Here is a 23,869-nt window from a genome sequence, read left to right on the forward strand (position 1 = left end):
CGTTAAGCTAGTCAGCTTGGGTCAGAGTCTAGGAAGGGAATAGTGCCGCGAAGGCTGATTCAGAGGTTCGCGGCTTTTTTAGTGACTAAAGAAACCTGGTAATCAAATTCTAGGTCCACGCTTTCACGTGGTGTAGAACGGCATGTAAGGATTTCACCTGCGGCCAGATAAGCCATCGCATCTTGTTGAGAAACGGCGCCTTTGTCCAACTTGCAACGACACGCGCCGCAAACACCATTTCTGCATTGAAACTCAGGTTGCAACCCAGCCTGCTCGATTTGCTCAAGCAGAGGCTGGTGGGTATTTCCCACCAGCGCTTGTCCGTTCACTGTGATAGTGATTCGACTCATAGTTCGAAGTCACCCAGATCGTCCATATCAACATCGTTGTCGATTTGGCCAACCAGATAAGAGCTGATTTCAGCTTCTTGCGGTGCGACTTGCACGTTGTCAGAAGAAAGCCACGCATTAATCCAAGGAATTGGGTTTTGCGATGCACCCGGATAGGCTGATTTTAGGCCGACCGCTGCCATGCGCAGATTGGTAATGTACTCGACGTACTGACAAAGAATGTCTTTGTTCAAACCAATCATAGAGCCATCTTTGAATAGGTATTCTGCCCATTCTTTTTCTTGCTCGGCGGCTTCTTTGAACAGCTCAAAACACTCCTGCTCGCATTCTTTTGCGATTTCAGCCATTTCTGGGTCGTCATCGCCGCTGCGAAGAATGTTCAGCATGTGCTGTGTGCTTGTCAGGTGCAAAGACTCATCACGTGCGATTAGCTTGATGATTTTTGCGTTGCCTTCCATCAACTCACGCTCTGCGAACGCAAATGAACAAGCAAAGCTGACATAAAAGCGAATGGCTTCAAGCGCATTAACTGACATCAGGCACACATAAAGCTTTTTCTTCAGTTCACGTAACGACACAACCACGGTTTCGCCGTTTACTGTGTGTTCACCTTCGCCTAAACGGTGATAGTCACTGGTGGCCAGGATCAAGTCGTCATAATACTTAGCAATGTCATTCGCACGCTTGATGATCTGCTCGTTGGCAACGATGTCATCAAACACCACGGATGGATTGTTGACGATATTACGAATGATATGCGTGTAAGAACGAGAGTGAATGGTTTCAGAAAAAGACCATGTTTCAATCCACGTTTCTAGTTCAGGAATAGACACCAATGGCAGCAGAGCGACATTCGGGCTTCGGCCTTGAATGGAGTCCAACAGTGTTTGATATTTCAAATTACTGATGAAAATGTGCTTTTCATGTTCTGGTAGCTTGTTGTAGTCGATGCGATCGCCTGATACATCAACTTCTTCGGGACGCCAGAAAAAGCTAAGTTGCTTTTCGATCAGTCTTTCGAAAATTTCATATTTCTGTTGGTCGTATCGCGCGACGTTAACAGATTGACCAAAGAACATTGGTTCTTTGAGTGCATTGTTGTTTTCTTTTGAAAAAGTGCTGTAAGCCATTGCTTTCAATATACCGTGTAGAATGAAACCTCAAAGAGGGAGCATGTGCTCCCTCCCGTTTGGGTATTAGATTTTACAAGCGCCGCCTGCGCAGTCATCGTCTTGTACTGCTAGATCTTGCTGCGCATCATCCGCACCGTCTCGGGTGTTGTGATAATACAAGGTTTTTACACCCAGCTTGTACGCTGAAAGCAAATCTTTCAACAGCAGTTTCATCGGTGTTTTACCGCCAGCTTGTTTGCTTGGGTCATAGTTGGTGTTTGCCGAGATCGCTTGGTCTACAAACTTCTGCATGATACCGACTAACTGTAGGTATCCATCATTAGATCCGATGTTCCATAGCAGTTCGTAGTTTTCTTTGTACTTGTCGTACTCAGGAACAACCTGCTTCAGAATGCCGTCTTTCGATGCTTTGACTGAAACAAAACCACGCGGTGGCTCGATGCCATTGGTTGCGTTCGAGATTTGTGACGACGTTTCTGACGGCATTAATGCAGACAGCGTCGAGTTGCGAAGGCCATGCTCAACGATTTCACCACGTAAGGTTTCCCAATCGTAGTGAAGTGGCTCTTCACAAACTTTGTCTAAATCGCGCTTATAAGTGTCTATAGGCAGCACACCTTGCGAGTAGGTTGTTTCGTTGAACGACGGGCAAGCGCCTTTTTCTTTTGCTAAACCCAAAGAGGCTTTCAGCAGGTAATACTGAATCGCTTCGAAGGTGCGGTGTGTTAGGCCATTCGCGCTTCCGTCAGAGTAGCGCACACCATTTTTCGCCAGATAGTAAGCGAAGTTGATCACGCCTACACCTAGAGTACGGCGGTTCATCGTCGCTTTGCGTGCCGCTGGCAGTGGGTAGTCTTGGTAATCAAGTAGAGAATCCAATGCGCGGATAGTCAGGTCGGCCAAGTCTTCCAGTTCATCCAACTCTTTAATTGCACCCAAGTTAAACGCCGACAGGGTACAAAGCGCAATTTCGCCATTGTCGTCTTCAACATTGGTCAGCGGTTTGGTCGGCAATGCGATTTCCAAACATAGATTTGACTGACGAATTGGCGCAACTTTTGGGTCGAACGGGCTGTGTGTGTTGCAATGGTCAACGTTCTGAATATAGATACGACCTGTTGATGCTCGCTCTTGCATCATCAAAGAGAACAGCTCAACAGCTTTCACTGTTTCACGTTGGATTGATGCATCTTGTTCATACTGAACGTAAAGACGTTCGAACTCTTCTTGATCAGCAAAGAATGAGTCATAGAGACCTGGGACATCCGATGGAGAGAACAAAGATATGTTTCCACCCTTGATGAGTCGGGTGTACATCAGTTTGTTGATTTGCACACCGTAGTCCATGTGACGGACGCGGTTCTCTTCAACACCACGGTTGTTCTTCAGGACCAGTAGGTTTTCTACTTCGCGGTGCCACATTGGGTAGAACAATGTCGCTGCGCCACCGCGTACACCGCCTTGTGAACAGCACTTAACGGCTGTTTGGAAGTACTTATAAAACGGGATACAACCGGTGTGGAAAGCTTCGCCGCCGCGAATTGGGCTACCGAGTGCGCGAATGCGACCTGCATTGATGCCGATACCAGCACGCTGGCTAACATAGCGCACTATAGCGCTGGCCGTTGCGTTGATAGAGTCTAGGCTGTCATCACATTCGATCAGTACACACGAGCTGAATTGTCGAGTCGGCGTACGAACACCAGACATGATTGGCGTTGGCAGTGAGATTTTGAATTGTGACACTGCATCGTAGAAACGACGAATATAAGCCAGGCGCGTTTCTTTGGGATAGTTAGCAAACAGACAAGCAGCAACCATGATGTACAAAAACTGTGCGCTTTCGTAGATTTCACCAGTAACACGGTTCTGTACCAAATATTTGCCTTCTAACTGCTTAACGGCAGCGTAAGAAAAGTTCATATCACGCCAGTGGTCGATATAACCGTCGAGAATGTTTAACTCTTCTTCTGTGTAGTCTTCCAATATGTGTTTGTCGTACTTACCCATGTCGACCATTTTGCGGATATGTTCAACCAGTTTTGGTGGCTCAAACTGTCCATAGGCTTTCTTGCGCAAGTGGAAGATGGCAAGACGTGCCGAGAGGTATTGGTAGTCAGGCGTCTGTTCAGAGATTAGATCGGCAGCCGCTTTGATAATGGTCTCGTGGATGTCTTCAGTTTTAATACCGTCGTAAAATTGGATGTGAGAACGGAGTTCGACTTGTGATACTGAGACATTATCTAGATCTTTAGCTGCCCACTCGATAACGCGGTGGATTTTGTCTAGATCAATGTTTTCCTTCGCGCCACTGCGCTTTTGGACGGTAAGTTGTTGGTTCATTTATCTCGTTCCCGGTATTTCCTTGCTTGAAGACGTGTTTTTGAAACATTTCACAAATTGCAAGGAAGATTTGTGATCAATATTAAACTAATGGCGTACACACTCAAACACTATATGTAGGGGGTAGGCCTTACTTGAGTAACAAGATAGTGGTGCACTGATGATATTGCAAGTTGAGTAAATTGTGACTTCTGTGGATATCTTGGGGATGAAGATTGCCATGTTAGTGCTTACTAACTGTTTTGTCCCATAAGATGCAATGGCATAGAGAAATGCAACGATTTTTAGGGTACGGAATCAAATAAAAAAAAATATTATCCTTGCCTAGGAATGCAAACAATGTTTCAAGTTAACTAACTGAAAAGTGGTTATTTTATGTTCTCCATGCTTGTGACGAGGATCAGAATAATGACAGAATTCCTACAGCTTTGTTAAAAATAAGATCTGCATCCCACTCGATAGGGTTTTGCTCCGCGCCGATGTAACCCCAAGCAGCAACAGCAGAATGCATATCCGCAGCTTTAGCGGCGACAATGTCGTTTTTGATATCACCGACATATAAACACTCTGATGGCAGCATAGACAGTAAGCCTGCAGCGAAGATAAGTGGGTCAGGATGCGGTTTCGCTCGGCTGAGCGTGTCGGCACACACGAGTGCTTGTGTTTGTTCGAGTTCGGGAAAGTAGGGGAGTAACATTTCAGTAAGAAAGCCAGGCTTATTAGTGACAATACCCCATGGGATATTGCGCGCTGAGAGTTGCGCAATGAGATCGGTAACGCCCTCGTAAAACTTGGTGTCAGTGCAGATGTTTTTCTCATAGTGGTCAAGAAATGACAGCCGGAGAGAATCAATGTCTCTACCCTCTAGAGAGTCTCCAAACCCTGCACGTAATAGGCCGCGCGCCCCGTGACTGGTGTTAGCTTGAATTTGTGCGTCATTTAAAGGAGGAAGACCGTAGTCATGCAGGACACAGTTAGCGGCATTTGCCATATCGGGCGCGGTATCAAGTAGTGTGCCATCCAAATCAAACAACACAGCTTTGATCGTTCCTTTCATCGATTCATCCTTTAATCGCTGATCGCTAGTGACAAATTAGGGAAGTCAATTCCCGAACAAAAAAACGCCCGGTTATTCCGGGCTATGAGTATGTACGATGTAATTGACGTCTACATTACGAGGCGAGAGCCAGTATTTGTCTGTCAGCGGGTTGTAGTGGAGGCCCGTCATGTGCTGCTCAGTAAGCGGTGTGGCATCAATCATCTTTAACAATTCTGATGGTCGAATGAATTTATTGTGGTCATGGGTACCCTTAGGAACAATCTTCATCAGGTGCTCTGCGCCGACAATGGCAAACAACCAAGATTTTGTGTTGCGATTTAGTGTCGAGAAAAAGACATGACCGCCAGGCTTCACCATTTTTGCGCAAGCGGCAATCACTGAAGCTGGGTCAGGAACATGCTCCAGCATTTCCATGCAGGTGACAATGTCATAGTAATTGGCATGGGTTTCTGCATGTTCTTCAGCGGTAGACTGAATGTAAGATAAAGTAGTGCCTGTTTCCAAGGCATGTAATCGCGCGACAGTAAGAGGCTCTTTACCCATGTCGAGGCCAGTCACTTCAGCACCTTCGCGTGCCATGCTTTCTGCCAGAATGCCTCCGCCACAACCGACATCCAGTACTTTTTTACCGAAGACACCGGCACTGCGTTCAATCACATAATTCAGACGAAGAGGGTTTATTTGGTGAAGCGGTTTAAATTCGCCGTCGAAATCCCACCAACGAGAGGCCATGTCTTCAAATTTTTTTATTTCGGCTGGATCGACATTGAGTTGGGTCGTCATTGCGCAGTTATCCCTAAATTTTTTTTCATTATAACCGCTTTATAAAGATTAAAAACATCAACAAAGAAATGGAGCAGATATTAGAAATTAGGGGAGAGGGCAACTTGAAAGCCGGAGGCGTTGACCCCCGGAGTGAATGTTGAAGCTACATGATTTCTCGGTAAGAAAGTTAAGCTGCGTTGGTCACGGCAACGGCTGCCAGTAGGGCCAATAAAGTGTATTTACCGATAATTATTGCCATACCCACCGCATTGATTGCTTGATGTAACATAGCGCCTCCTTGCAAACACTTGATTGTGTTAGCCCCTATCTTTCCTTACTAAGAGAAGGGATATTGAGAGACGCTTCCCACTCTGATTTTCTTTCTTTTATTACATGACAAATCGTGAGCTAACGAATGTTGATCGTGCTCGATCCTTAAATATCCAGAGGACAGTGAAATATACGCCTACGCTTCTGTGAGCGATTCTGACAATTTTTTCTAGCTCCACCTTGTCACCGAGCATTTTTTCGCCCTGTCGTGCGTTAGAGCGCCAGATTAAGAGTAATTCGTGATTTATCTCGGGTTTAGGCTGTGACTCTTGGACTGTTTTTGTGGTATTCTCACCGTCTTGCACGTAGTCATTTTTGACATACTTACCTGAGGGATATTGGCTCCATGAGCGATCTTGCTAAAGAGATCACGCCCGTCAACATTGAAGATGAGCTGAAAAGCTCATATCTCGACTATGCGATGTCCGTTATCGTTGGTCGTGCTCTTCCAGACGTGCGTGATGGTCTGAAGCCAGTACACCGTCGCGTTCTTTTCGCGATGAATGTATTAGGCAACGACTGGAACAAAGCATATAAAAAATCTGCCCGTGTTGTCGGCGATGTGATCGGTAAATACCACCCACACGGTGACAGCGCTGTTTATGACACCATCGTTCGTATGGCACAGCCTTTCTCGCTGCGTTACATGCTGGTTGATGGACAAGGCAACTTCGGTTCTATTGACGGCGATTCAGCGGCGGCAATGCGTTATACCGAAGTTCGCATGTCAAAAATCGCCCACGAACTGCTGGCTGATTTGGATAAAGATACTGTCGATTACGTTCCAAACTACGACGGTACTGAACAAATTCCAGACGTGATGCCAACGCGTATTCCAAACTTGCTTGTGAACGGTTCGTCCGGTATCGCAGTAGGTATGGCGACCAATATTCCTCCGCATAACCTGACTGAAGTGGTTAACGGTTGTTTGGCATACATTGAGAATGAAGAAATCAGCATTGAAGAGCTGATGACACACATTCCAGGTCCTGACTTCCCGACGTCAGCAATGATCAATGGCCGTAAAGGCATTGAAGATGCTTACCGTACTGGTCGCGGCAAGATTTATCTGCGCTCTCGCGCGGCAATCGAAGTCGAGAAGAACGGTAAAGAAACCATCATTGTTTCTGAAATCCCTTATCAAGTTAACAAAGCACGTTTGATCGAGAAGATTGCCGAGCTGGTTAAAGATAAGAAGATTGAAGGCATCAGTGCGCTACGTGATGAGTCTGATAAAGACGGCATGCGTATCGTGATTGAATGTAAACGTGATGCGGTCGGCGAGGTTATTCTCAACAACCTTTACTCACAAACGCAACTGCAAACCTCTTTTGGTATCAACATGGTCGCGCTGGACAATAACCAGCCACGCCTGTTCGGCCTGAAAGATATGCTGAAGTGCTTCGTGAATCACCGCCGTGAGGTGGTAACACGTCGTACTATTTACGAACTGCGCAAAGCGCGTGATCGTGCACATATCTTGGAAGGTTTGGCGATTGCCCTTGCGAACATCGATGAAATCATCGAAATGGTTCGTAACGCACAAACGCCAGCTATTGCCCGCGAACAACTGCAACTACGTGGTTGGGATTTGGGTACAGTAGCGGTAATGCTTGAGGCGACTGGTGTTGACTCGGCTCGTCCTGAATGGCTTGAAGATGAGTTTGGTGTTCGTGATGGAATGTACTTCCTGACAGAACAACAAGCCCAAGCAATTCTAGATCTGCGTCTGCACAAATTGACGGGTCTAGAGCATGGCAAGATCCTGGATGAATACAAAGAGCTGCTGACATTGATTGGCGAGCTGATGTACATCCTGTCTAATCCAGATCGTTTGATGGAAGTCATTCGTGAAGAGCTTGAAGCGGTACGTGATGAATATGGTGACGAGCGTCGCACTGAAATCACTGCAGCAAGCCATGACATCGATATTGAAGATCTGATCAATCAAGAAGATGTTGTTGTCACACTTTCTCATGCGGGCTACGTGAAGTATCAGGTTCTGTCTGATTACGAAGCGCAGCGTCGTGGTGGTAAAGGTAAGTCAGCAACACGCATGAAAGAAGAAGACTACATTGAACGTCTTCTCGTCGCGAATACTCATGACACCATTTTGTGCTTCTCAAGCCGTGGTCGTATGTACTGGTTGAAGGTTTATCAGCTTCCATTGGCATCACGTACTGCACGTGGCAAGCCAATTGTTAACCTACTTCCTCTTGAGCCGAATGAACGCATTACTGCGATTCTGCCTGTTAAAGAGTACTCAGAAGACAAGTTTGTCTTCATGGCAACCGGTGACGGTACTGTGAAGAAAACGCCGTTGACTGATTTCAGCCGCCCACGTAGCGCAGGTATCATTGCTGTTAACCTTCGTGAAGGTGATTCGCTAATTGGTGTTGATATCACCGATGGCACGCGTGACATCATGTTGTTCTCTTCGTATGGCAAGGTTGTTCGTTTCTACGAAAGCCCTGTTTATGATGAAGAAGGCAATGCGAAAGGTGGTGTTCGTGGCATGGGCCGTACAGCGGCTGGTGTTCGCGGTATTAAGTTGGCTGAAGGCGATAAAGTGGTTTCACTTATCGTTCCGAAAAACGAAGGCGATGTACTGACTGTGACCGAAAACGGTTACGGCAAGCGTACTGAACTTGGCCAATACCCAGCGAAGAGCCGTGCGACTCAAGGCGTTGTGTCTATCAAGGTTTCTGAGCGAAATGGTTGTGTGGTTGGCGCTGTCCAAGCGACCGACGGTGATGAGTTTATGATGATCACCAACGCAGGTACGCTAGTTCGTACTCGTGTTGCTGAAGTCAGCCAAGTGGGTCGAAATACCCAAGGTGTCACTCTGATCCGCACCAGCGAAGACGAAAAAGTGGTTGGTCTCCAACGCATCGATGAGCCAGAAGAAGAACTAATTCTGGATGAAAACGGCGAAGTTGTAGAGCAAGCACCTGCTGAAGCATCAGAAGCAACATCTGACGATGCGACAGTAGAAACACCTACAGACAAGCCTGAAGACGAAGGAACTGAAGAGGAATAATCTTTCCTTTCATCCTCTGTCATAGAAAAACGCAGCTTAGGCTGCGTTTTTTTTATCTTCTTTCTAAAGGTCAAAGAAAGTCGAGCATATTTCCCGTTCCAATCCCTTAAAAAAGGTGATAAAACAAAACCAATACGAATTTTTTTTGGCTTTCTTTCTCACCTGATACAGGGCGCTGTCGGCAAAAAAATCATCCGACTCACAGGTCGAAAGTCACTATTAAGCGATTAAACGCAGGAGCATTGATAAATCATGGAAAAGGTACATAACTTCTCAGCGGGTCCCGCGATGTTACCGGAAGCTGTTCTAGCAAAAGTTCAGGCTGAACTGATTGACTGGAACGGCACTGGTTCTTCGGTCATGGAGATCTCTCATCGCAGCAAAGCGTTTCTAGCGGTTGTGGATGAGGCTGAGAAAAACCTCCGTGAATTGCTATCCATCCCAGATAACTATCATGTCCTTTACTGTCAGGGTGGCGCTCGCGCTCAGTTTGCCGCTGTACCGATGAATCTATTGGGCAATAAAACGATTGCTGACTACGTCGATGGAGGCTATTGGGCGACGAGTGCGGTGAAAGAAGCAAAGAAATATTGCACACCAAACGTCGTCAATGTATTGACTGATATTGATGGTAAGCGCGCCGTACAGCCTGCAAAAAATTGGAAGCTGAGCGGTGACGCGGCATTTGTGCATTTTTGCCCGAACGAAACGATAGATGGTATCGAAATTCGCGATCTTCCAGAAACGGACAAACCTATTGTGGCTGATATGTCATCTACGATTTTGTCACGTCCTATCGATGTGTCGAAATACGGTGTCATCTATGCGGGTGCACAGAAAAATATTGGCCCTGCTGGGATCACCTTGGTGATTGTTCGTGACGATTTGTTGGGGCGTGCAAAAGAATTTTTGCCAAACGTACTTAATTACACAACCTTGGTGGAAAAAGACTCCATGTTCAACACACCGCCAACGTTTGGTTGGTATCTGGCGGGTGAAGTCTACAAGTGGCTAAAAGAGCAGGGTGGGCTTGAAGTGATGCAAGCGAAGAATGAAGAAAAAGCCGCATTGCTATACGGCTTCATTGATTCGTCTGACTTCTACGTGAACCAAATTCATGCTGACAACCGTTCATTGATGAATGTGCCATTCCAACTGGTTAACCCAGAACTAGACGACGCATTTCTTACTGAATCTGATGCACTCGGCTTGAAAGCACTAAAGGGACACCGTGATGTCGGTGGCATGCGCGCTTCCATTTACAATGCAATGCCATTGGAAGGTGTTCAAGCGCTGGTTACTTTCATGAAAGAGTTTGAAGCGAAAAACACCTAATACGTTGTTTTCACCGATTGAAGAAACCGCCCAATGTGGCGGTTTTTTTTATTTAAAATATCGCGAGTTGTCTTTCGTTACCATCTGTTTTGTTTGCAACTTGTTAAATGTGCTCACTCTGTAGCCATACAGTTCAACCGCATTGCGCAAACGTTTGCTTTTCATTTTTCGCTGTATAAAATGGCGCGCAAATCACCCCCCCACAACAGCCACTTAGCTACCTGATTGCTCTGAGTAACAGCAATCACAGAACATGTATTCAGGTAACTTCTTCACCCATTCAGCGTGATGAAGTAAGTGCATTTAACGTAGGTAGTACGCAATGAGTCTTTCTTCAAATTCGGATACTGTTCGTCCATCAGAGTTGATTTATCGCCTTGATGATCGCCCGCCCCTTCCGCAGACGCTTTTTGCTGCGCTACAACATTTGCTCGCGATGTTTGTTGCGGTAGTGACCCCTTCATTGATCATTTGTCAGGCTCTGGGCTTACCTGCCAGTGACACGAATACCATTGTCAGTATGTCTCTCTTTGCTTCTGGCCTGGCATCTCTTATTCAAATTCGAACCATTGGGCCATTAGGGTCGGGTTTACTCTCAATTCAGGGAACCAGCTTCAACTTCTTGGGGCCAATTATCGGTGCGGGTCTTGCGATGAAAGCGGGCGGTGCAGATACCGAAACCATGATGGCAGCGATATTTGGTACCATCATGATTGCTTCACTAACGGAAGTATTCCTATCTCGTGTGCTGGAGCATGCTCAACGTGTGATCACGCCATTGGTGTCGGGGATTGTTGTGACACTCATTGGTTTGACGCTGATCCAAGTGGGTCTGACTTCTATGGGGGGCGGCTATGCGGCGATTGAGAACGGTACGTTTGGTGAATTAAAGAATCTATTACTCGCGGGTTCCGTACTCGTGGTCATCGTGTTGCTTAATCGTATCAATAACCCTTATTTACGTATGTCCTCGATTGTTATCGCCATGACCGTGGGGACACTGCTTGCCTATGTGCTCGGTATGATAAATACAGCACCAGCACAAGATATTGAGTGGGTTGCTATCCCTCAGCCGATGCAATATGGCTTGTCGTTCGATTTCACCTTACTTGTGCCTCTTGTAATTGTCTTCTTAGTCACGTCATTGGAAGCCATTGGGGACATTACTGCAACGTCTGAAACCTCAGAGCAACCAGTATCAGGTCCTATCTACATGAAACGCATTAAAGGTGGCGTGTTGGCGGATGGTGTTAACTCTGCTTTGGCTGCGGTTTTGAATAGCTTTCCGAATTCAACGTTTAGTCAAAACAACGGCGTTATTCAATTAACGGGTGTGGCGAGTCGTTACATTGGTTACTTCGTCGCGGGAATGTTGGTCATTCTTGGCTTACTTCCGGGCGTTGCAACTTTGGTTCAATTGATTCCGGAGCCTGTGTTGGGCGGCGCAACGATTGTTATGTTTGGCACGATTGCAGCTTCAGGCATTCGCATTATCTCGCGTTGTGATTTGAACCGCCGAGCTATTCTCATCATGGCACTGTCCTTCTCCATGGGGTTGGGTATTGCGCAAAAACCAGAGATCCTGCAATTCATGCCAGATTGGATCAGAAATATCCTTTCTTCAGGTATGGCGGCGGGTGGCTTGACGGCAATCATTCTGAATCTTGTGCTACCAATAGAAGACAAGCGCGAAGAAAAACACGAAGAGAGACAAGAAGCGAAATAACACGCTTTGTTAAGAACAGAGGGTAGCGACTACATAGATCACGGTCGCTACCTTACCTCTTTACCTCTTTGGATCCTTTTTCTCTTTCGCCCTCCCTCTACGTCACTACCTCTATGAAAAATAACCGTCTCTCACTTTTTCATTTCAGTCTCTATACTGAGAAATTGGAGGTGCCGTTATGTCAAATAGCTCTGAGTCCGCGCACATTGAAGGCGCAGATACTGTTTCCGAATCATCCTCATCAATCGTTAACGACGACATTCAGCAAGCCATTTGCCGATACTGTGATCCCGATGGCGAGAAACATAGTTGCCATGAGCCAGCGGAAGAGTCAGGTTTTTGTTACTGGCATGACGAGAATCTTTCGAAAGAAGTTCCTGGTGTTAAAGAGAAGCTCGAAGCCTATGCCAAAAGCGGCGGCCAGTTGAGAGGTATCATCGTCAAGCGTGGGGACCTTAAAGACGTGAACCTCGTTAGGCATGGCTCAGGTGGTGGTTATGATCTCAGCCATGCTAATTTCTATCGCTCAAACATGACCTGCGCTCACCTTTTCAATGCCAAATTCGATCACGGCAGCTTGATGAAAGCAGACTTACATGACGCCAATATTCACTGCGCCAGCTTTATCAACTGTAACTTGTTGGGTGTGAAGTTAACTGACACCAAAATTGACAACATTAAGATAGGCCACACTCTGCAACAAGAAGCGGAGGGGCGTATCGCAGAAAAGCATCGTGACATGGAAAAAGCGTTAGACCTGTATGAGCAGTCTGAAGAAATATATCGAGATTTACGTAAGGCGTCGGAAGCGAATGGCATTTTCACCATGGCAGGCTATTTCTTACAAAAAGAACTGACGATGCGCCGTTATCAAATGCCTCTATTTTCCACTCAACGAGCCATGTCAAAAACGGTGGATCTTTTTTGCGGCTATGGCGAAAGCCCGATTCGGGTTGTTTTTTTCTCACTTGCGCTCATCGTCATCAGTGCAATGCTCTATTTTTTCACCGGGATACAGTTTTCAGGTGAACCTGTGGGATATTCAGAGAGTCAGGGGCTTGGGGGAAATGCTCAAGCGTTTGCAGAGTGCCTTTATTACAGTGTGGTGACATTTACCACGCTTGGTTATGGTGACTACATACCGATCGGAATGTCGAGATTAGTGGCTGCGACAGAAGCATTCACTGGTAGTTTCACCATTGCCCTATTTGTTGTTGTATTTGTGAAGAAAATGACACGTTAACATTCTGAATATCAAAAAACGGGCTAAAAAACATCAAAGCAGCGGGGGACTAGCCGAACCGCTGCTTTTTCGTTACTCTCGGGGTACGAAAAATTAAGGATCCCAAGTAGTTCAGATGGAGCAATTGACGTTACAACCTATTTCCAAAATTAACGGTGAAGTGAACCTCCCTGGTTCAAAAAGCGTGTCAAATCGTGCTTTGCTGTTAGCCGCGCTGGCAAAAGGCACAACTCGCTTAACCAACTTGCTAGATAGTGATGACATTCGCCACATGCTCAATGCACTCGCGAAACTGGGTGTTACCTATCGTTTGTCAGACGACAAAACGGTCTGCGAAGTTGAAGGTCTTGGCGGTGCGTTTCAAACATCTGAACCGACAGAACTCTTCCTTGGTAATGCAGGCACAGCAATGCGACCGTTGGCTGCTGCATTGTGTTTGGGCAAAGGAGAATACGTACTCACCGGTGAGCCACGTATGAAAGAGCGCCCGATCGGCCATTTGGTGGACGCGCTTCGTGATGTGGGTGCAGATGTCACCTATCTTGAGAATCAAGATTATCCGCCGCTAAAAATCATTAGCGCTGATATCGCGGGTGGTTCGGTAGAAATCGATGGCACGATTTCGAGCCAGTTCTTGACGGCATTTTTGATGACTGCACCGCTGTTTAGCGGTGACACAGAAATCCGCATCAAGGGTGATTTGGTGTCTAAGCCTTACATTGATATCACGCTGCACATCATGTCGCAGTTTGGTATTTCGGTTGAGCACGACAATTACCAAGTCTTCTTTGTGAAAGGGAACCAAACCTACACAGCACCAGGTGACTTCTTGGTGGAAGGTGATGCTTCTTCAGCATCATACTTCCTTGCCGCTGCCGCGATTAAAGGCGGAGAAGTGAAAGTGACGGGTATTGGCAAGAAAAGCATTCAAGGTGATGTACAGTTTGCTGATGCGTTGGCAGCAATGGGAGCGGAAATCGAGTGGGGTGATGATTACGTCATTGCTCGACGTGGTGAGTTAAACGCAGTCGATCTCGACTTCAACCATATTCCTGATGCTGCGATGACCATCGCCACAACTGCATTGTTTGCAAAAGGCACGACTTCCATTCGCAACGTGTACAATTGGCGTGTGAAGGAAACAGATCGCCTGTCAGCCATGGCCACTGAATTGCGAAAAGTCGGTGCAGAAGTCGAAGAAGGTGAAGATTACATCACCATTACACCGACGGCGAACCTTAAGCATGCCGCCATTGATACGTATGACGATCACCGTATGGCAATGTGCTTTTCATTGATTGCGCTGAGCGATACGCCCGTCACCATCAATGACCCTAAATGCACATCGAAAACATTCCCAGACTATTTCGATAAACTGGACGCACTAGCGGAAAGATAACGCCACAACACGCATACAAGATATCGACATAACAAAAATAGGTCTGCACATCGCCGACCTATTTTTTTTGGTCGAAATTCCCTATAATACGTCCCCGATTCCTCAGAGTGCCTAAACGTTTGGTGATTCACCAATCGTCTGCCTTTAATGGTGCTCTGATCGTAAACGATTTGGAGAAGTATATGTCTACGCTCGCGCCCGTAATTACTGTTGATGGCCCAAGTGGTGCCGGAAAAGGGACCCTTTGCATGCTAATAGCTGCAAGGCTGGGCTGGCATTTGCTCGACTCTGGCGCGATTTATCGTGTTCTTGCGCTAGCAGCCATTCATCACGGTGTTGATCCTGAATCTGAGGATGCGTTAGTTCCGCTCGCTGCACACCTTGATGTGCAGTTCAAAGCTGAAGGCGAGTTGGTTAAAGTGATTCTGGAAGGCGAAGATGTTTCCAGTGAGCTGCGTAAAGAAGAAACGGGTATGGCGGCATCTAAAGTTGCGGCATTGCCTCGTGTGCGTGAAGCATTATTGCGTCGACAACGCGCATTTGCCGAGGCGCCAGGATTGGTTGCTGACGGTCGAGACATGGGCACGGTTGTTTTTCCAAAAGCAGAAGTGAAAATCTTCCTAGACGCAAGCGCTGAAGAGCGCGCCAATCGCCGCATGAACCAGTTGCAACTAAAGGGGTTAGATGTTAACTTTGACCGCCTTTTGAACGAAATTCAGGAACGTGATGATCGAGATCGCAACCGCGCAGTCGCGCCATTACGTCCCGCGGACGATGCACTATTGCTAGATTCAACTTCTCTTAACATTGAGCAGGTGCTTGAGCTAGCATTGTCCTATATTGAAAGCAAATTTACCGTTACTTCTTGAAGTAGCGGCAAAGCCGTTGGTCGCAAGGATGATGACCGACATTAATATCAACCCCACGTGGTAGGATACCCGTGGACGTTTAAATAATTGAAGATCAAATTAATGACTGAATCTTTTGCTTCACTCTTTGAAGAATCGCTAAAAACGATTGAAACTCGCCCAGGTGCCATCGTTAAAGGTACTGTTGTAGCTATCGCGAACGGTTACGTTCTTGTTGATGCTGGCCTGAAATCAGAGTCTTCTATCCCTGCTGAGCAATTCAAAAACGCAGCTGGCGAACTAGAAGTTGAAGTTGGCGCTGAAGTTGACGTAGCGCTAGACGCTATCGAAGACGGCTTCGGTGAGACTCAACTGTCTCGTGAAAAAGCAAAACGTCACGAAGCTTGGATCCAACTTGAGAAAGCTTACGAAGAAGCTGAAACTGTTATCGGTGTTATCAACGGTAAAGTTAAAGGCGGCTTCACTGTTGAGCTGAACGGCATCCGTGCGTTCCTACCTGGTTCACTGGTTGACGTTCGTCCAGTACGTGACACTGCTCACCTGGAAGGCAAAGAGCTGGAGTTCAAAGTTATCAAGCTAGACCAGAAGCGCAACAACGTTGTTGTTTCTCGTCGTGCTGTTATCGAATCTGAAAACAGCGTTGAGCGTGATGAACTGCTTGCTTCTCTGCAAGAAGGTATGGAAGTTAAAGGTATCGTTAAGAACCTGACTGACTACGGTGCATTCGTAGATCTAGGCGGTGTTGACGGCCTGCTTCACATCACTGACATGGCTTGGAAACGCGTTAAACACCCATCAGAAATCGTTAACGTTGGTGACGAGATCCTGGTTAAAGTTCTTAAGTTCGACCGTGACCGCACTCGCGTATCACTAGGCCTTAAGCAGCTTGGCGAAGATCCATGGGTAGCAATCGCTAACCGTTACCCAGAAGGTCACAAACTGACTGGTCGTGTAACTAACCTAACTGATTACGGCTGCTTCGTAGAAATCGAAGAAGGCGTTGAAGGTCTAGTACACGTTTCTGAAATGGACTGGACTAACAAAAACATTCACCCATCTAAAGTTGTTAACGTGGGTGACGAAGTTGAAGTTATGGTTCTGGACATCGACGAAGAGCGTCGCCGTATCAGCCTGGGTCTGAAGCAATGTAAGAACAACCCATGGCAAGTATTTGCAGAAATGCAAAACAAAGGCGATCGCGTAACTGGTAAGATCAAGTCTATTACTGACTTCGGTATCTTTATCGGTCTTGACGGCGGTATCGACGGCCTAGTTCACCTGTCTGACATTTCTTGGAATGTTGCAGGCGAAGACGCTGTTCGCGACTTCAAGAAAGGCGACGAGATCTCTGCAGTAGTTCTTCAGGTTGATGCTGAGCGTGAGCGTATCTCACTTGGCGTTAAGCAAATGGAAGAAGACCCGTTCAACAACTACCTGGCTGACTTCAAGAAAGGTACTATTGTTAAGGGTAAAGTAACTGCAGTTGACGCTAAAGGCGCAACTGTTGAGCTGATCGAAGGCGTTGAAGGTTACCTACGTGCTTCTGAAGCATCACGTGACCGCGTTGAAGATGCAACTCTTGTTCTTGCTGTTGGCGACGAAGTTGAAGCGAAGTACACCGGTGTTGACCGTAAGAACCGCGTAATCAACTTGTCTGTTCGTGCGAAAGACGAAGCTGATGAGCAAGAAGCTATGGCAACTCTGAACAAAGCTGAAGAAGGCGCGTTCGGTAATGCAATGGCAGATGCTTTCAAAGCTGCGAAAAGCGAATAATTAATGTGAACTGAGGGGGAAAATTTCCCCCTCTACAGTTATACTGTTGAGAAACATACTAAAAGCGGGGTGTACATGACCAAGTCTGAGCTAATCGAAAGGCTATGCAGTCAACAAACCCATCTTTCTGCCAAACAGGTAGAAGATGCCATCAAGGAAATCCTTGAACACATGGCCACTACACTCGAGGATGGCGACAGAATCGAGATTCGTGGTTTTGGTAGTTTCTCTTTGCATTATCGCGCTCCTCGCGTTGGACGCAATCCAAAGACAGGCGATAAGGTTGAGTTGGACGGTAAATACGTTCCTCACTTTAAACCGGGCAAGGAGCTTCGCGACCGAGTTAATCTTTAAGATTGATTCGCTTTCGAACAAAAAACGGCATGCGTTAAGTGTGCCGTTTTTTTTATGTCTATTACAATGGTCTGACAAGCCAAATTACTGCATAATCACAGGTATACCCAAGCCACTTCTGATGGTCAGATTTTGAGGCGGCTTGGGTATAATTAGTCCAACAACTGAATCTGGACGTTGGACGTCTATTCTTATCTTCCGTTGGAAATAATAGAGAGGGAGTGACTGTGAAGATTATTGGTATCGTTTTACTCGTCTTGTGTTTTCTAATCACACTCGCCCTTGGTGCGCAAAATCAGGAAGTGGTTCACTTCAACTATCTGGTAGCACAAGGTGAGTTTAGATTGTCGTTACTTCTGGGCGTTGTATTTGGCACCGGGTTTGCCCTCGGCTGGCTAATTTGCGGTATGCTTTACCTGAAAGCCAGAATGTCTGCCGCCATGCTGAAAAAGCAAGTCAACAAACAGCGTCAGGAATTAGATAAACTGCGAATCGACCCAGTTAAGGAATAATCGTACATGCTTGAGCTGTTGTTTCTGTTGCTGCCAATCGCCGCTGGTTACGGTTGGTATATGGGCAATAGGAATGCTCGTCATCGCAAACAGGATCAGTCTCATCATCTATCGAGACAATATGTCGCGGGCCTGAACCTTCTTTTGTCTGACCAATCAGACAAAGCCGTCGACCTATTTATAGAACTGTTGCAAGTCGATAACGAGACGATTGATACACACTTAGCACTTGGCAACCTTTTCCGCTCCCGCGGGGAAGTAGACCGAGCGATTCGCATTCACCAAAATCTCATCGCCCGTCCTAATCTCACGCTCGATCAACGTAACCTCGCACTGCAACAACTCGCCAAAGATTATATGGTGGCAGGCTTTTTTGACCGCGCAGAGAAAATCTTCCATCAGTTGATTGATGAACCTGATTACAAACAATTCGCCCTGCAACAGTTACTCGCCATTTATCAGCAAACCCGCGAATGGGATAAAGCTATCGACATCGCCAGTCGTCTGGTTAAATCGGGGAAAACGAAGCTAAAACGTGATATTTCCCACTTTTACTGCGAGCTTGCTACGCAATCGTTGGCCGAGAGTGACGAGAAAACCACCAGGCAACTGCTGCGTAAAGCGCTATCGATTGATAAAGGATGTGTGCGCGCTTCCCTGATGCTGGCGCGTATTGATATTCAAAACCAAGATTACAAAGATGCGACCAAAGGGCTTGAGCAGGTGCTTGAACAAGACCCTGACTTTGTCAGTGAAGCATTACCTTTATTAGAGCAGTGCTACCAACACATGGACAAAGAGATGTCGTTGGTGCGCTTTCTAAAGCATTGCATTGAGAAAAATACTGGCGCGTCGGCAGAGTTGATGATGTCAGATATAATCAGCGACCACGAAAACCCCGCTATGGCGCAAAGTTTCTTAACACGCCAATTGACCAAGAATCCGACCATGAAAGGCTTCCACAAACTCATGGAGCTTCATGTCGAACAAGCTGAAGAAGGGAGGGCGAAAATGAGCCTGACAACCCTGAAGCACTTGGTTGCAGAACAACTAAAAGTGAAGCCGCATTACCGTTGCAGGAAGTGCGGTTTCTCCACCCATTCTTTGTATTGGCATTGTCCATCATGCAAAGGATGGGGTTCGATAAAACCCATCAGAGGCCTAGACGGAGAATAATTGGAAATGCAGGATCCAAAAGTTATTGTTGCATTAGATTACCCAAACATTGATCAAGCGCTTGCGTTTGTTGATCGTATCGAGCCAGGCAGTTGTCACTTGAAAGTGGGTAAAGAGATGTTCACCCTTTACGGTCCTGACTATGTACGCAAGCTTCATGAGCGTGGTCATACCGTTTTTCTGGATCTGAAATTTCACGATATTCCAAATACTTGTGCGCGAGCAGTGGCAGCAGCAGCTGAGCTTGGCGTGTGGATGGTGAACGTTCACGCCAGCGGCGGTGAGCGAATGATGGTTGCTGCGCGTGAAGCGTTGGAACCGTATGGCAAAGACAAGCCATTGCTGATTGGTGTGACTGTGCTGACCAGTATGGATCAGAGTGATCTGGCAGGTGTTGGCATTAGCCGTGAACCACAAGGGCATGTTTTATCGCTGGCGACGCTAACCCGTAACAGTGGTCTAGATGGCGTAGTGTGTTCGGCACACGAATCAAGCATGCTAAAAACATCCCTTGGTCAGGATTTCAAACTGGTCACCCCTGGCATTCGCCCAGCAGGCAGTGATGCTGGTGATCAGCGCCGTATCATGACCCCAGTGGAAGCGGTGAGTGCAGGTTCCGATTATTTGGTGATTGGTCGCCCTATTACGCAAGCCGCCAACCCTTCAGCGGTGCTGGCTGAGATCAACGCATCGTTGGCTTGATAAGATAGTAGCGATAATTCGTCGATTCAGTTTTCACGCTGGGGTAGACACCCATCTAACGCGTTGAAAACAGACGTTGAAGACAAAGAAAAAGAGCGACCATCTTGGTCGCTCTTTTTCTTTTAAGCCATGTTGTAGCGAGAGCGCCTGTCGAGCGTTGGCGCCGTGAAATGGCTTTCAATCAAGCGCTGTGTCAGTGCGTGTTTGGGTTCAGAGAAAACAGTTTGTGTGCTGCCTGACTCTACGACCTCACCGTTTTGCATCACCATCACTTTGTCGGCCACGTGCTTGACCACCCCCATGTGCTGAGACACATAGATATAAGACAATCCCATCAGCTCCTGCAGTTCGAGAAGAAGATTCAGGATTTGAGAGCGCATGGACATATCCAATCCATTCAAAGCTTCATCGGCAACAATCACACAAGGTTGTAAGATCAATGCGCGAGCTAACGAAATGCGTTGTTTTTGCCCCGTGGCTAACATCTGCGGATAGAAATAGGCATGCTCTGGAAGCAAACCGACCTGACGCAGCGTATCTATCACTCGGCGTTCACGCTCTTGCGGCGTCATATTGGTGTTTCTTTTTAGGGGACTTTCCAAAATCTGGCCAATCTGATTGCGTGGATTGAGCGAGGTATTGGGGTCTTGAAAAATCATGCGGATCAGTTTGCAACGCGTTTTGTAATCGTTCGGTCTCAGCACTTCACCATTAACACGCACATCTCCACCTGATGGCATGACGACGCCAGCCAACATTTTAGCAAGCGTAGACTTACCTGAACCGTTTTCGCCAATCAGCGCTAATGTTTCACCCGCATCCAATGAAAAAGAAACGGGCTTAACCGCCTCAATCACACGTTTGGTAAAGAGCCCGGTGCGATATTGATAGTCTTTTCTTAAGCCTTCAACTTCAAGCAGTGCGGTCATGCTTTTTGACTTCCATATTGAGAGGGAAATGACACGCAAACTTGTGATTTTTCACCTTGCGAGTACGCGGTACTTCTACGCATTTACGTTGTGCATAAGGGCAACGTGGTCCCAGTCGGCAACCGATCGGCAAATGCTGCAATGGGGGAATAGAGCCGGGCAGTGCGGCGAGCTTGCTCTTGTGCGGTATATCTTTGCTAAAGTCTGGCATCGCGCGAAGCAAGGCATCAGTATAAGGGTGATGCGGCGCCTCTATAATTTGCTTTCGCCCCGCAGATTCAACGGATTGGCCACAATACATAACCGTGATACGGTCAGCCCATTGTGTCACGGTTGTTAGGTCGTGACTGATCAACAAAATGGTAGTGTTGGCGATCTGATTCGTTCGACTGAGCAGTCGGAAGATCTGAGCCTGAGTGATCGGATCCAAATCGGCAGTCGGTTCATCAGCAATCAAAAGGCGAGGGCGATTCGCGATCGCCATTGCGATCATCACTTTTTGGCATTCGCCGTCGGTTAATTCATAGGGGTAGCTTTTCATCACACGCTTGTGATCTTTAATCCCTACTTTGTGTAACAGCGCGACGGATTGCTGCTTACGCCAAGATAGACGCTGCCACCAACTGCCGCTAAATGAGCTAGAAGGAATCGCCTCTTCAAGTTGATACCCCACTTCTTCTGATGGATCGAGACACGTCGAAGGTTCTTGGAAAATCATCGCAATGTCTTTGCCAACTAAATGGCGGCGTTCGCGTGCCGGTAGCGAGAGCAAATCAATATTGCCTAAGCGCATACGGTCAGCGCTGACTCGCCAATTGTCTTTGGTGACGCCACAAATGGCTTTCGCCACCAAGCTTTTCCCTGAACCTGATTCGCCTACCAGACCGCGAATTTCGCCTTCATTGATAGTCAGACTCATTCGGTCTACCGCTTTAACGGGGCCTTGAGGCGTATCAATTTCAATGGTCAGGTGTCTAATATCTAACAGCGGCATTATTCTGTCCCCGCGTTTATTGCCTGACTGACGCCATCACCCACAAGGTTGACCACCAGTACGCTTATCATGATAGCCAGCCCTGGCAGTGTGACCGTCCACGGTGCTGTAAATACCAACTCAATGGAATCACCCAACATGGCTCCCCATTCTGGGGAAGGCGCTTGTGCGCCCAACCCGAGAAACCCCAGAGCTGCAATGTCCAGAATAGCCACAGAAATCGCGCGCGTCAGTTCTGTATTCAACACAACAAGGATGTTTGGTAGCACAGAGTGATAAAGAAGATAGAAGCTGTTAGCGCCATCAAGGCGTGCAGCCAAAATGTATTCTTTTTCCATCTCAGCATGCACGGCGGTGTAAACCGCCCTAATGAAACGAGGGATCAATGCTAGCCATACAGCCAGCAAGATATTCATTTCCCCAGGGCCTTTAAATGCGACCACGACGATAGCCAGCAACAGCGATGGAATAGACAGTATGGTATCAAGCAAGTGATTAAGAAAACTGGATTTTAGGCCTGATGTCATGCCTGCCAAAATACCAATCAACACGCCCAAGACACCCGCCGCCAGTGCCACTAGAATCGCATAACCGAAGGTTAAGCGGGAACCAGCAATAAGGCGAGATAACATGTCTCGTGTTAAGTCATCGGTTCCTAAGAAATAATCAACGGTACCTTTGTTATCCCATGAAGGGGGCTGCAGAAGATGCCCCGTTTGAAACTGCGGATCATAAGGTGATATCCAAGGCGCCAGTAATGTGATGAGCACGAGCAAGCAAAGGCACCAGAAGCCAAACACGGCCAAAGTGTTCTCACGAAAAGCACTCCAAGAGCGCTCCAGCTGCGTAGGAATATGCTGTTCAACGTAAACGCTATTTGAGGGCATACCATTCCTTCCTTGCTAGAGGGCTTATTGCAGCACCTGCTAAGTCGGAAAATATGTTGGCAAGCAATACAACGCTGCCAACTGCCAGCACACCTGCTTGAACTGTCACATAATCTTGGAAGCTGAGTGCATCCAGCAACCACGTGCCGATACCTGGCCAGTTAAATATTGATTCGGTAATAATAGCGAATGTCATCATGGTAGAAATTTGAATGCCAAATTTTGGAATAATTGGAGGTAGCGCATTTTTAAGCACATGGCGCATGACGATTTCAGACTTTGATAAGCCTTTCGTCGCGGCCGCCTTGATGTAATTTTGGCTCATCACGTCAGCCACAGAATCGCGCAATAGCTTGATAATTTCTGTAGTGGGGGCAACGGCCAACACCAAGGTTGGCATGATCAGGTGTCGAATGATGTCTTCAATAACTTGGCTTCGCTGAGGGTGATTAGATAGCAATACATCCACTAACGCGAAACCGGTGACCGTTGGGATCTCAAACAACAAGTTATACCGGCCTGAAACCGGCAGCCAACCAAGGTACAACGAAAACACCATGATCATTAATATTGCCATCCAGAAGATGGGCATGGAAAACGTTAGCAATGTAATAGAAGAAATCATCACGTCAGCGACAGAGCCGCGGCGAATTCCAGCAAGCGTGCCAAACGGAATACCGATGATCAGCGCCAGTAAAAAGGCGAGGAAACATAACTCCATGGTAGCGGGAAACACTAACGAGAGAGATTCGGTCACCGGAAGGCCGTTGGCTGCAACCCCCAGGTTACCTTGCATCAATTGACGCAAATATTGCACCCATCCAGCCCAAAACTCTTGTTGGTTATAGATAGAAAAATCGTCGAGACGAACAATGTTGTAGCCGATCAAAGTCAGGATGAGCAAAGTGATGATGAAGAGATTGAGCCGGCGTATTACATAGATCAACAT

The 23,869-nt window shown here is 47.0% G+C and carries 20 protein-coding genes; 11 read left to right on the top strand and 9 right to left on the bottom strand.

Annotated features, from left to right (window positions below):
- Positions 1-59: 59 nt before the first annotated feature.
- The 5 genes from A1OO_RS05385 to ubiG all read right to left on the bottom strand — a co-directional run bounded on the left by A1OO_RS05385 (position 60) and on the right by ubiG (position 5,669).
- Positions 60-350 (bottom strand): 2Fe-2S iron-sulfur cluster-binding protein, encoded by a 291-nt coding sequence (locus A1OO_RS05385; protein WP_016960510.1) that lies wholly within the window; start codon positions 348-350, stop codon positions 60-62.
- Positions 347-1,480 carry a class Ia ribonucleoside-diphosphate reductase subunit beta gene (gene nrdB, locus A1OO_RS05390; protein WP_017004839.1) on the bottom strand — a complete coding sequence of 378 codons (1,134 nt, stop codon included), beginning with the start codon at positions 1,478-1,480 and terminating at the stop codon, positions 347-349. Before nrdB ends, A1OO_RS05385 begins: the two co-directional genes overlap by 4 nt.
- 66 nt (positions 1,481-1,546) lie before the next feature.
- On the bottom strand, positions 1,547-3,826 hold the full coding sequence (gene nrdA, locus A1OO_RS05395) for a class 1a ribonucleoside-diphosphate reductase subunit alpha (protein WP_016960508.1): 2,280 nt from the start codon (positions 3,824-3,826) through the stop codon (positions 1,547-1,549).
- A gap of 400 nt (positions 3,827-4,226) precedes the next feature.
- On the bottom strand, positions 4,227-4,883 hold the full coding sequence (locus tag A1OO_RS05400; RefSeq protein ID WP_017004840.1) for an HAD family hydrolase: 657 nt from the start codon (positions 4,881-4,883) through the stop codon (positions 4,227-4,229).
- Between the two features lie 72 nt (positions 4,884-4,955).
- Positions 4,956-5,669, bottom strand: coding sequence for a bifunctional 2-polyprenyl-6-hydroxyphenol methylase/3-demethylubiquinol 3-O-methyltransferase UbiG (gene ubiG, locus A1OO_RS05405; protein ID WP_016960506.1), 714 nt, complete (start codon positions 5,667-5,669; stop codon positions 4,956-4,958).
- 658 nt (positions 5,670-6,327) lie between these two features.
- Between ubiG and gyrA the strand changes: the two genes are divergently transcribed.
- The 11 genes from gyrA (at position 6,328) to pyrF (ending at position 20,110) form a co-directional block, all read left to right on the top strand.
- A complete protein-coding gene (gene gyrA, locus A1OO_RS05415) occupies positions 6,328-9,021 on the top strand; it encodes a DNA topoisomerase (ATP-hydrolyzing) subunit A (RefSeq protein WP_017004841.1) in 2,694 nt (897 codons plus the stop codon).
- A gap of 252 nt (positions 9,022-9,273) precedes the next feature.
- Complete coding sequence (gene serC / locus A1OO_RS05420; RefSeq protein WP_017004842.1) at positions 9,274-10,356, top strand: 3-phosphoserine/phosphohydroxythreonine transaminase; 1,083 nt, start codon at positions 9,274-9,276, stop codon at positions 10,354-10,356.
- A 322-nt stretch (positions 10,357-10,678) separates the two neighbouring features.
- A complete protein-coding gene (locus tag A1OO_RS05425) occupies positions 10,679-12,082 on the top strand; it encodes a uracil-xanthine permease family protein (protein WP_016960501.1) in 1,404 nt (467 codons plus the stop codon).
- A gap of 178 nt (positions 12,083-12,260) precedes the next feature.
- Positions 12,261-13,325 (top strand): ion channel, encoded by a 1,065-nt coding sequence (locus A1OO_RS05430; protein WP_017004843.1) that lies wholly within the window; start codon positions 12,261-12,263, stop codon positions 13,323-13,325.
- 115 nt (positions 13,326-13,440) lie between these two features.
- Positions 13,441-14,724, top strand: coding sequence for a 3-phosphoshikimate 1-carboxyvinyltransferase (gene aroA / locus A1OO_RS05435; protein WP_016960499.1), 1,284 nt, complete (start codon positions 13,441-13,443; stop codon positions 14,722-14,724).
- Positions 14,725-14,906: 182 nt separating this feature from the next.
- Positions 14,907-15,593, top strand: coding sequence for a (d)CMP kinase (gene cmk, locus A1OO_RS05440; RefSeq protein ID WP_016960498.1), 687 nt, complete (start codon positions 14,907-14,909; stop codon positions 15,591-15,593).
- 102 nt (positions 15,594-15,695) lie between these two features.
- Positions 15,696-17,366 carry a 30S ribosomal protein S1 gene (gene rpsA / locus A1OO_RS05445; protein WP_016960497.1) on the top strand — a complete coding sequence of 557 codons (1,671 nt, stop codon included), beginning with the start codon at positions 15,696-15,698 and terminating at the stop codon, positions 17,364-17,366.
- A 75-nt stretch (positions 17,367-17,441) separates the two neighbouring features.
- Complete coding sequence (gene ihfB, locus A1OO_RS05450; RefSeq protein ID WP_016960496.1) at positions 17,442-17,720, top strand: integration host factor subunit beta; 279 nt, start codon at positions 17,442-17,444, stop codon at positions 17,718-17,720.
- Positions 17,721-17,947: 227 nt separating this feature from the next.
- Positions 17,948-18,232, top strand: coding sequence for a LapA family protein (locus A1OO_RS05455; protein ID WP_016960495.1), 285 nt, complete (start codon positions 17,948-17,950; stop codon positions 18,230-18,232).
- Positions 18,233-18,238: 6 nt separating this feature from the next.
- Positions 18,239-19,408 (top strand): lipopolysaccharide assembly protein LapB, encoded by a 1,170-nt coding sequence (lapB, locus tag A1OO_RS05460; protein WP_016960494.1) that lies wholly within the window; start codon positions 18,239-18,241, stop codon positions 19,406-19,408.
- Positions 19,409-19,414: 6 nt separating this feature from the next.
- Positions 19,415-20,110 (top strand): orotidine-5'-phosphate decarboxylase, encoded by a 696-nt coding sequence (pyrF, locus tag A1OO_RS05465; protein WP_026024057.1) that lies wholly within the window; start codon positions 19,415-19,417, stop codon positions 20,108-20,110.
- 122 nt (positions 20,111-20,232) lie between these two features.
- Here pyrF and A1OO_RS05470 read toward each other — a convergent pair whose 3' ends face one another.
- The 4 genes from A1OO_RS05470 to A1OO_RS05485 are packed head-to-tail and all read right to left on the bottom strand — an operon-like array spanning position 20,233 to position 23,869.
- Positions 20,233-21,039: a peptide ABC transporter ATP-binding protein gene (locus A1OO_RS05470; protein ID WP_016960492.1), complete on the bottom strand. Its 807-nt coding sequence runs from the start codon at positions 21,037-21,039 to the stop codon at positions 20,233-20,235.
- Positions 21,023-22,033: a peptide ABC transporter ATP-binding protein gene (locus A1OO_RS05475; protein WP_016960491.1), complete on the bottom strand. Its 1,011-nt coding sequence runs from the start codon at positions 22,031-22,033 to the stop codon at positions 21,023-21,025. Before A1OO_RS05475 ends, A1OO_RS05470 begins: the two co-directional genes overlap by 17 nt.
- On the bottom strand, positions 22,033-22,920 hold the full coding sequence (gene sapC, locus A1OO_RS05480; RefSeq protein ID WP_016960490.1) for a putrescine export ABC transporter permease SapC: 888 nt from the start codon (positions 22,918-22,920) through the stop codon (positions 22,033-22,035). The genes A1OO_RS05475 and sapC overlap by 1 nt, the downstream gene beginning before the upstream one ends.
- Positions 22,907-23,869, bottom strand: coding sequence for an ABC transporter permease (locus A1OO_RS05485; RefSeq protein WP_017004844.1), 963 nt, complete (start codon positions 23,867-23,869; stop codon positions 22,907-22,909). Before A1OO_RS05485 ends, sapC begins: the two co-directional genes overlap by 14 nt.

Origin of the sequence: Enterovibrio norvegicus FF-33, from assembly GCF_000286835.2 — a bacterium.
Taxonomy (GTDB): domain Bacteria; phylum Pseudomonadota; class Gammaproteobacteria; order Enterobacterales; family Vibrionaceae; genus Enterovibrio; species Enterovibrio norvegicus_A.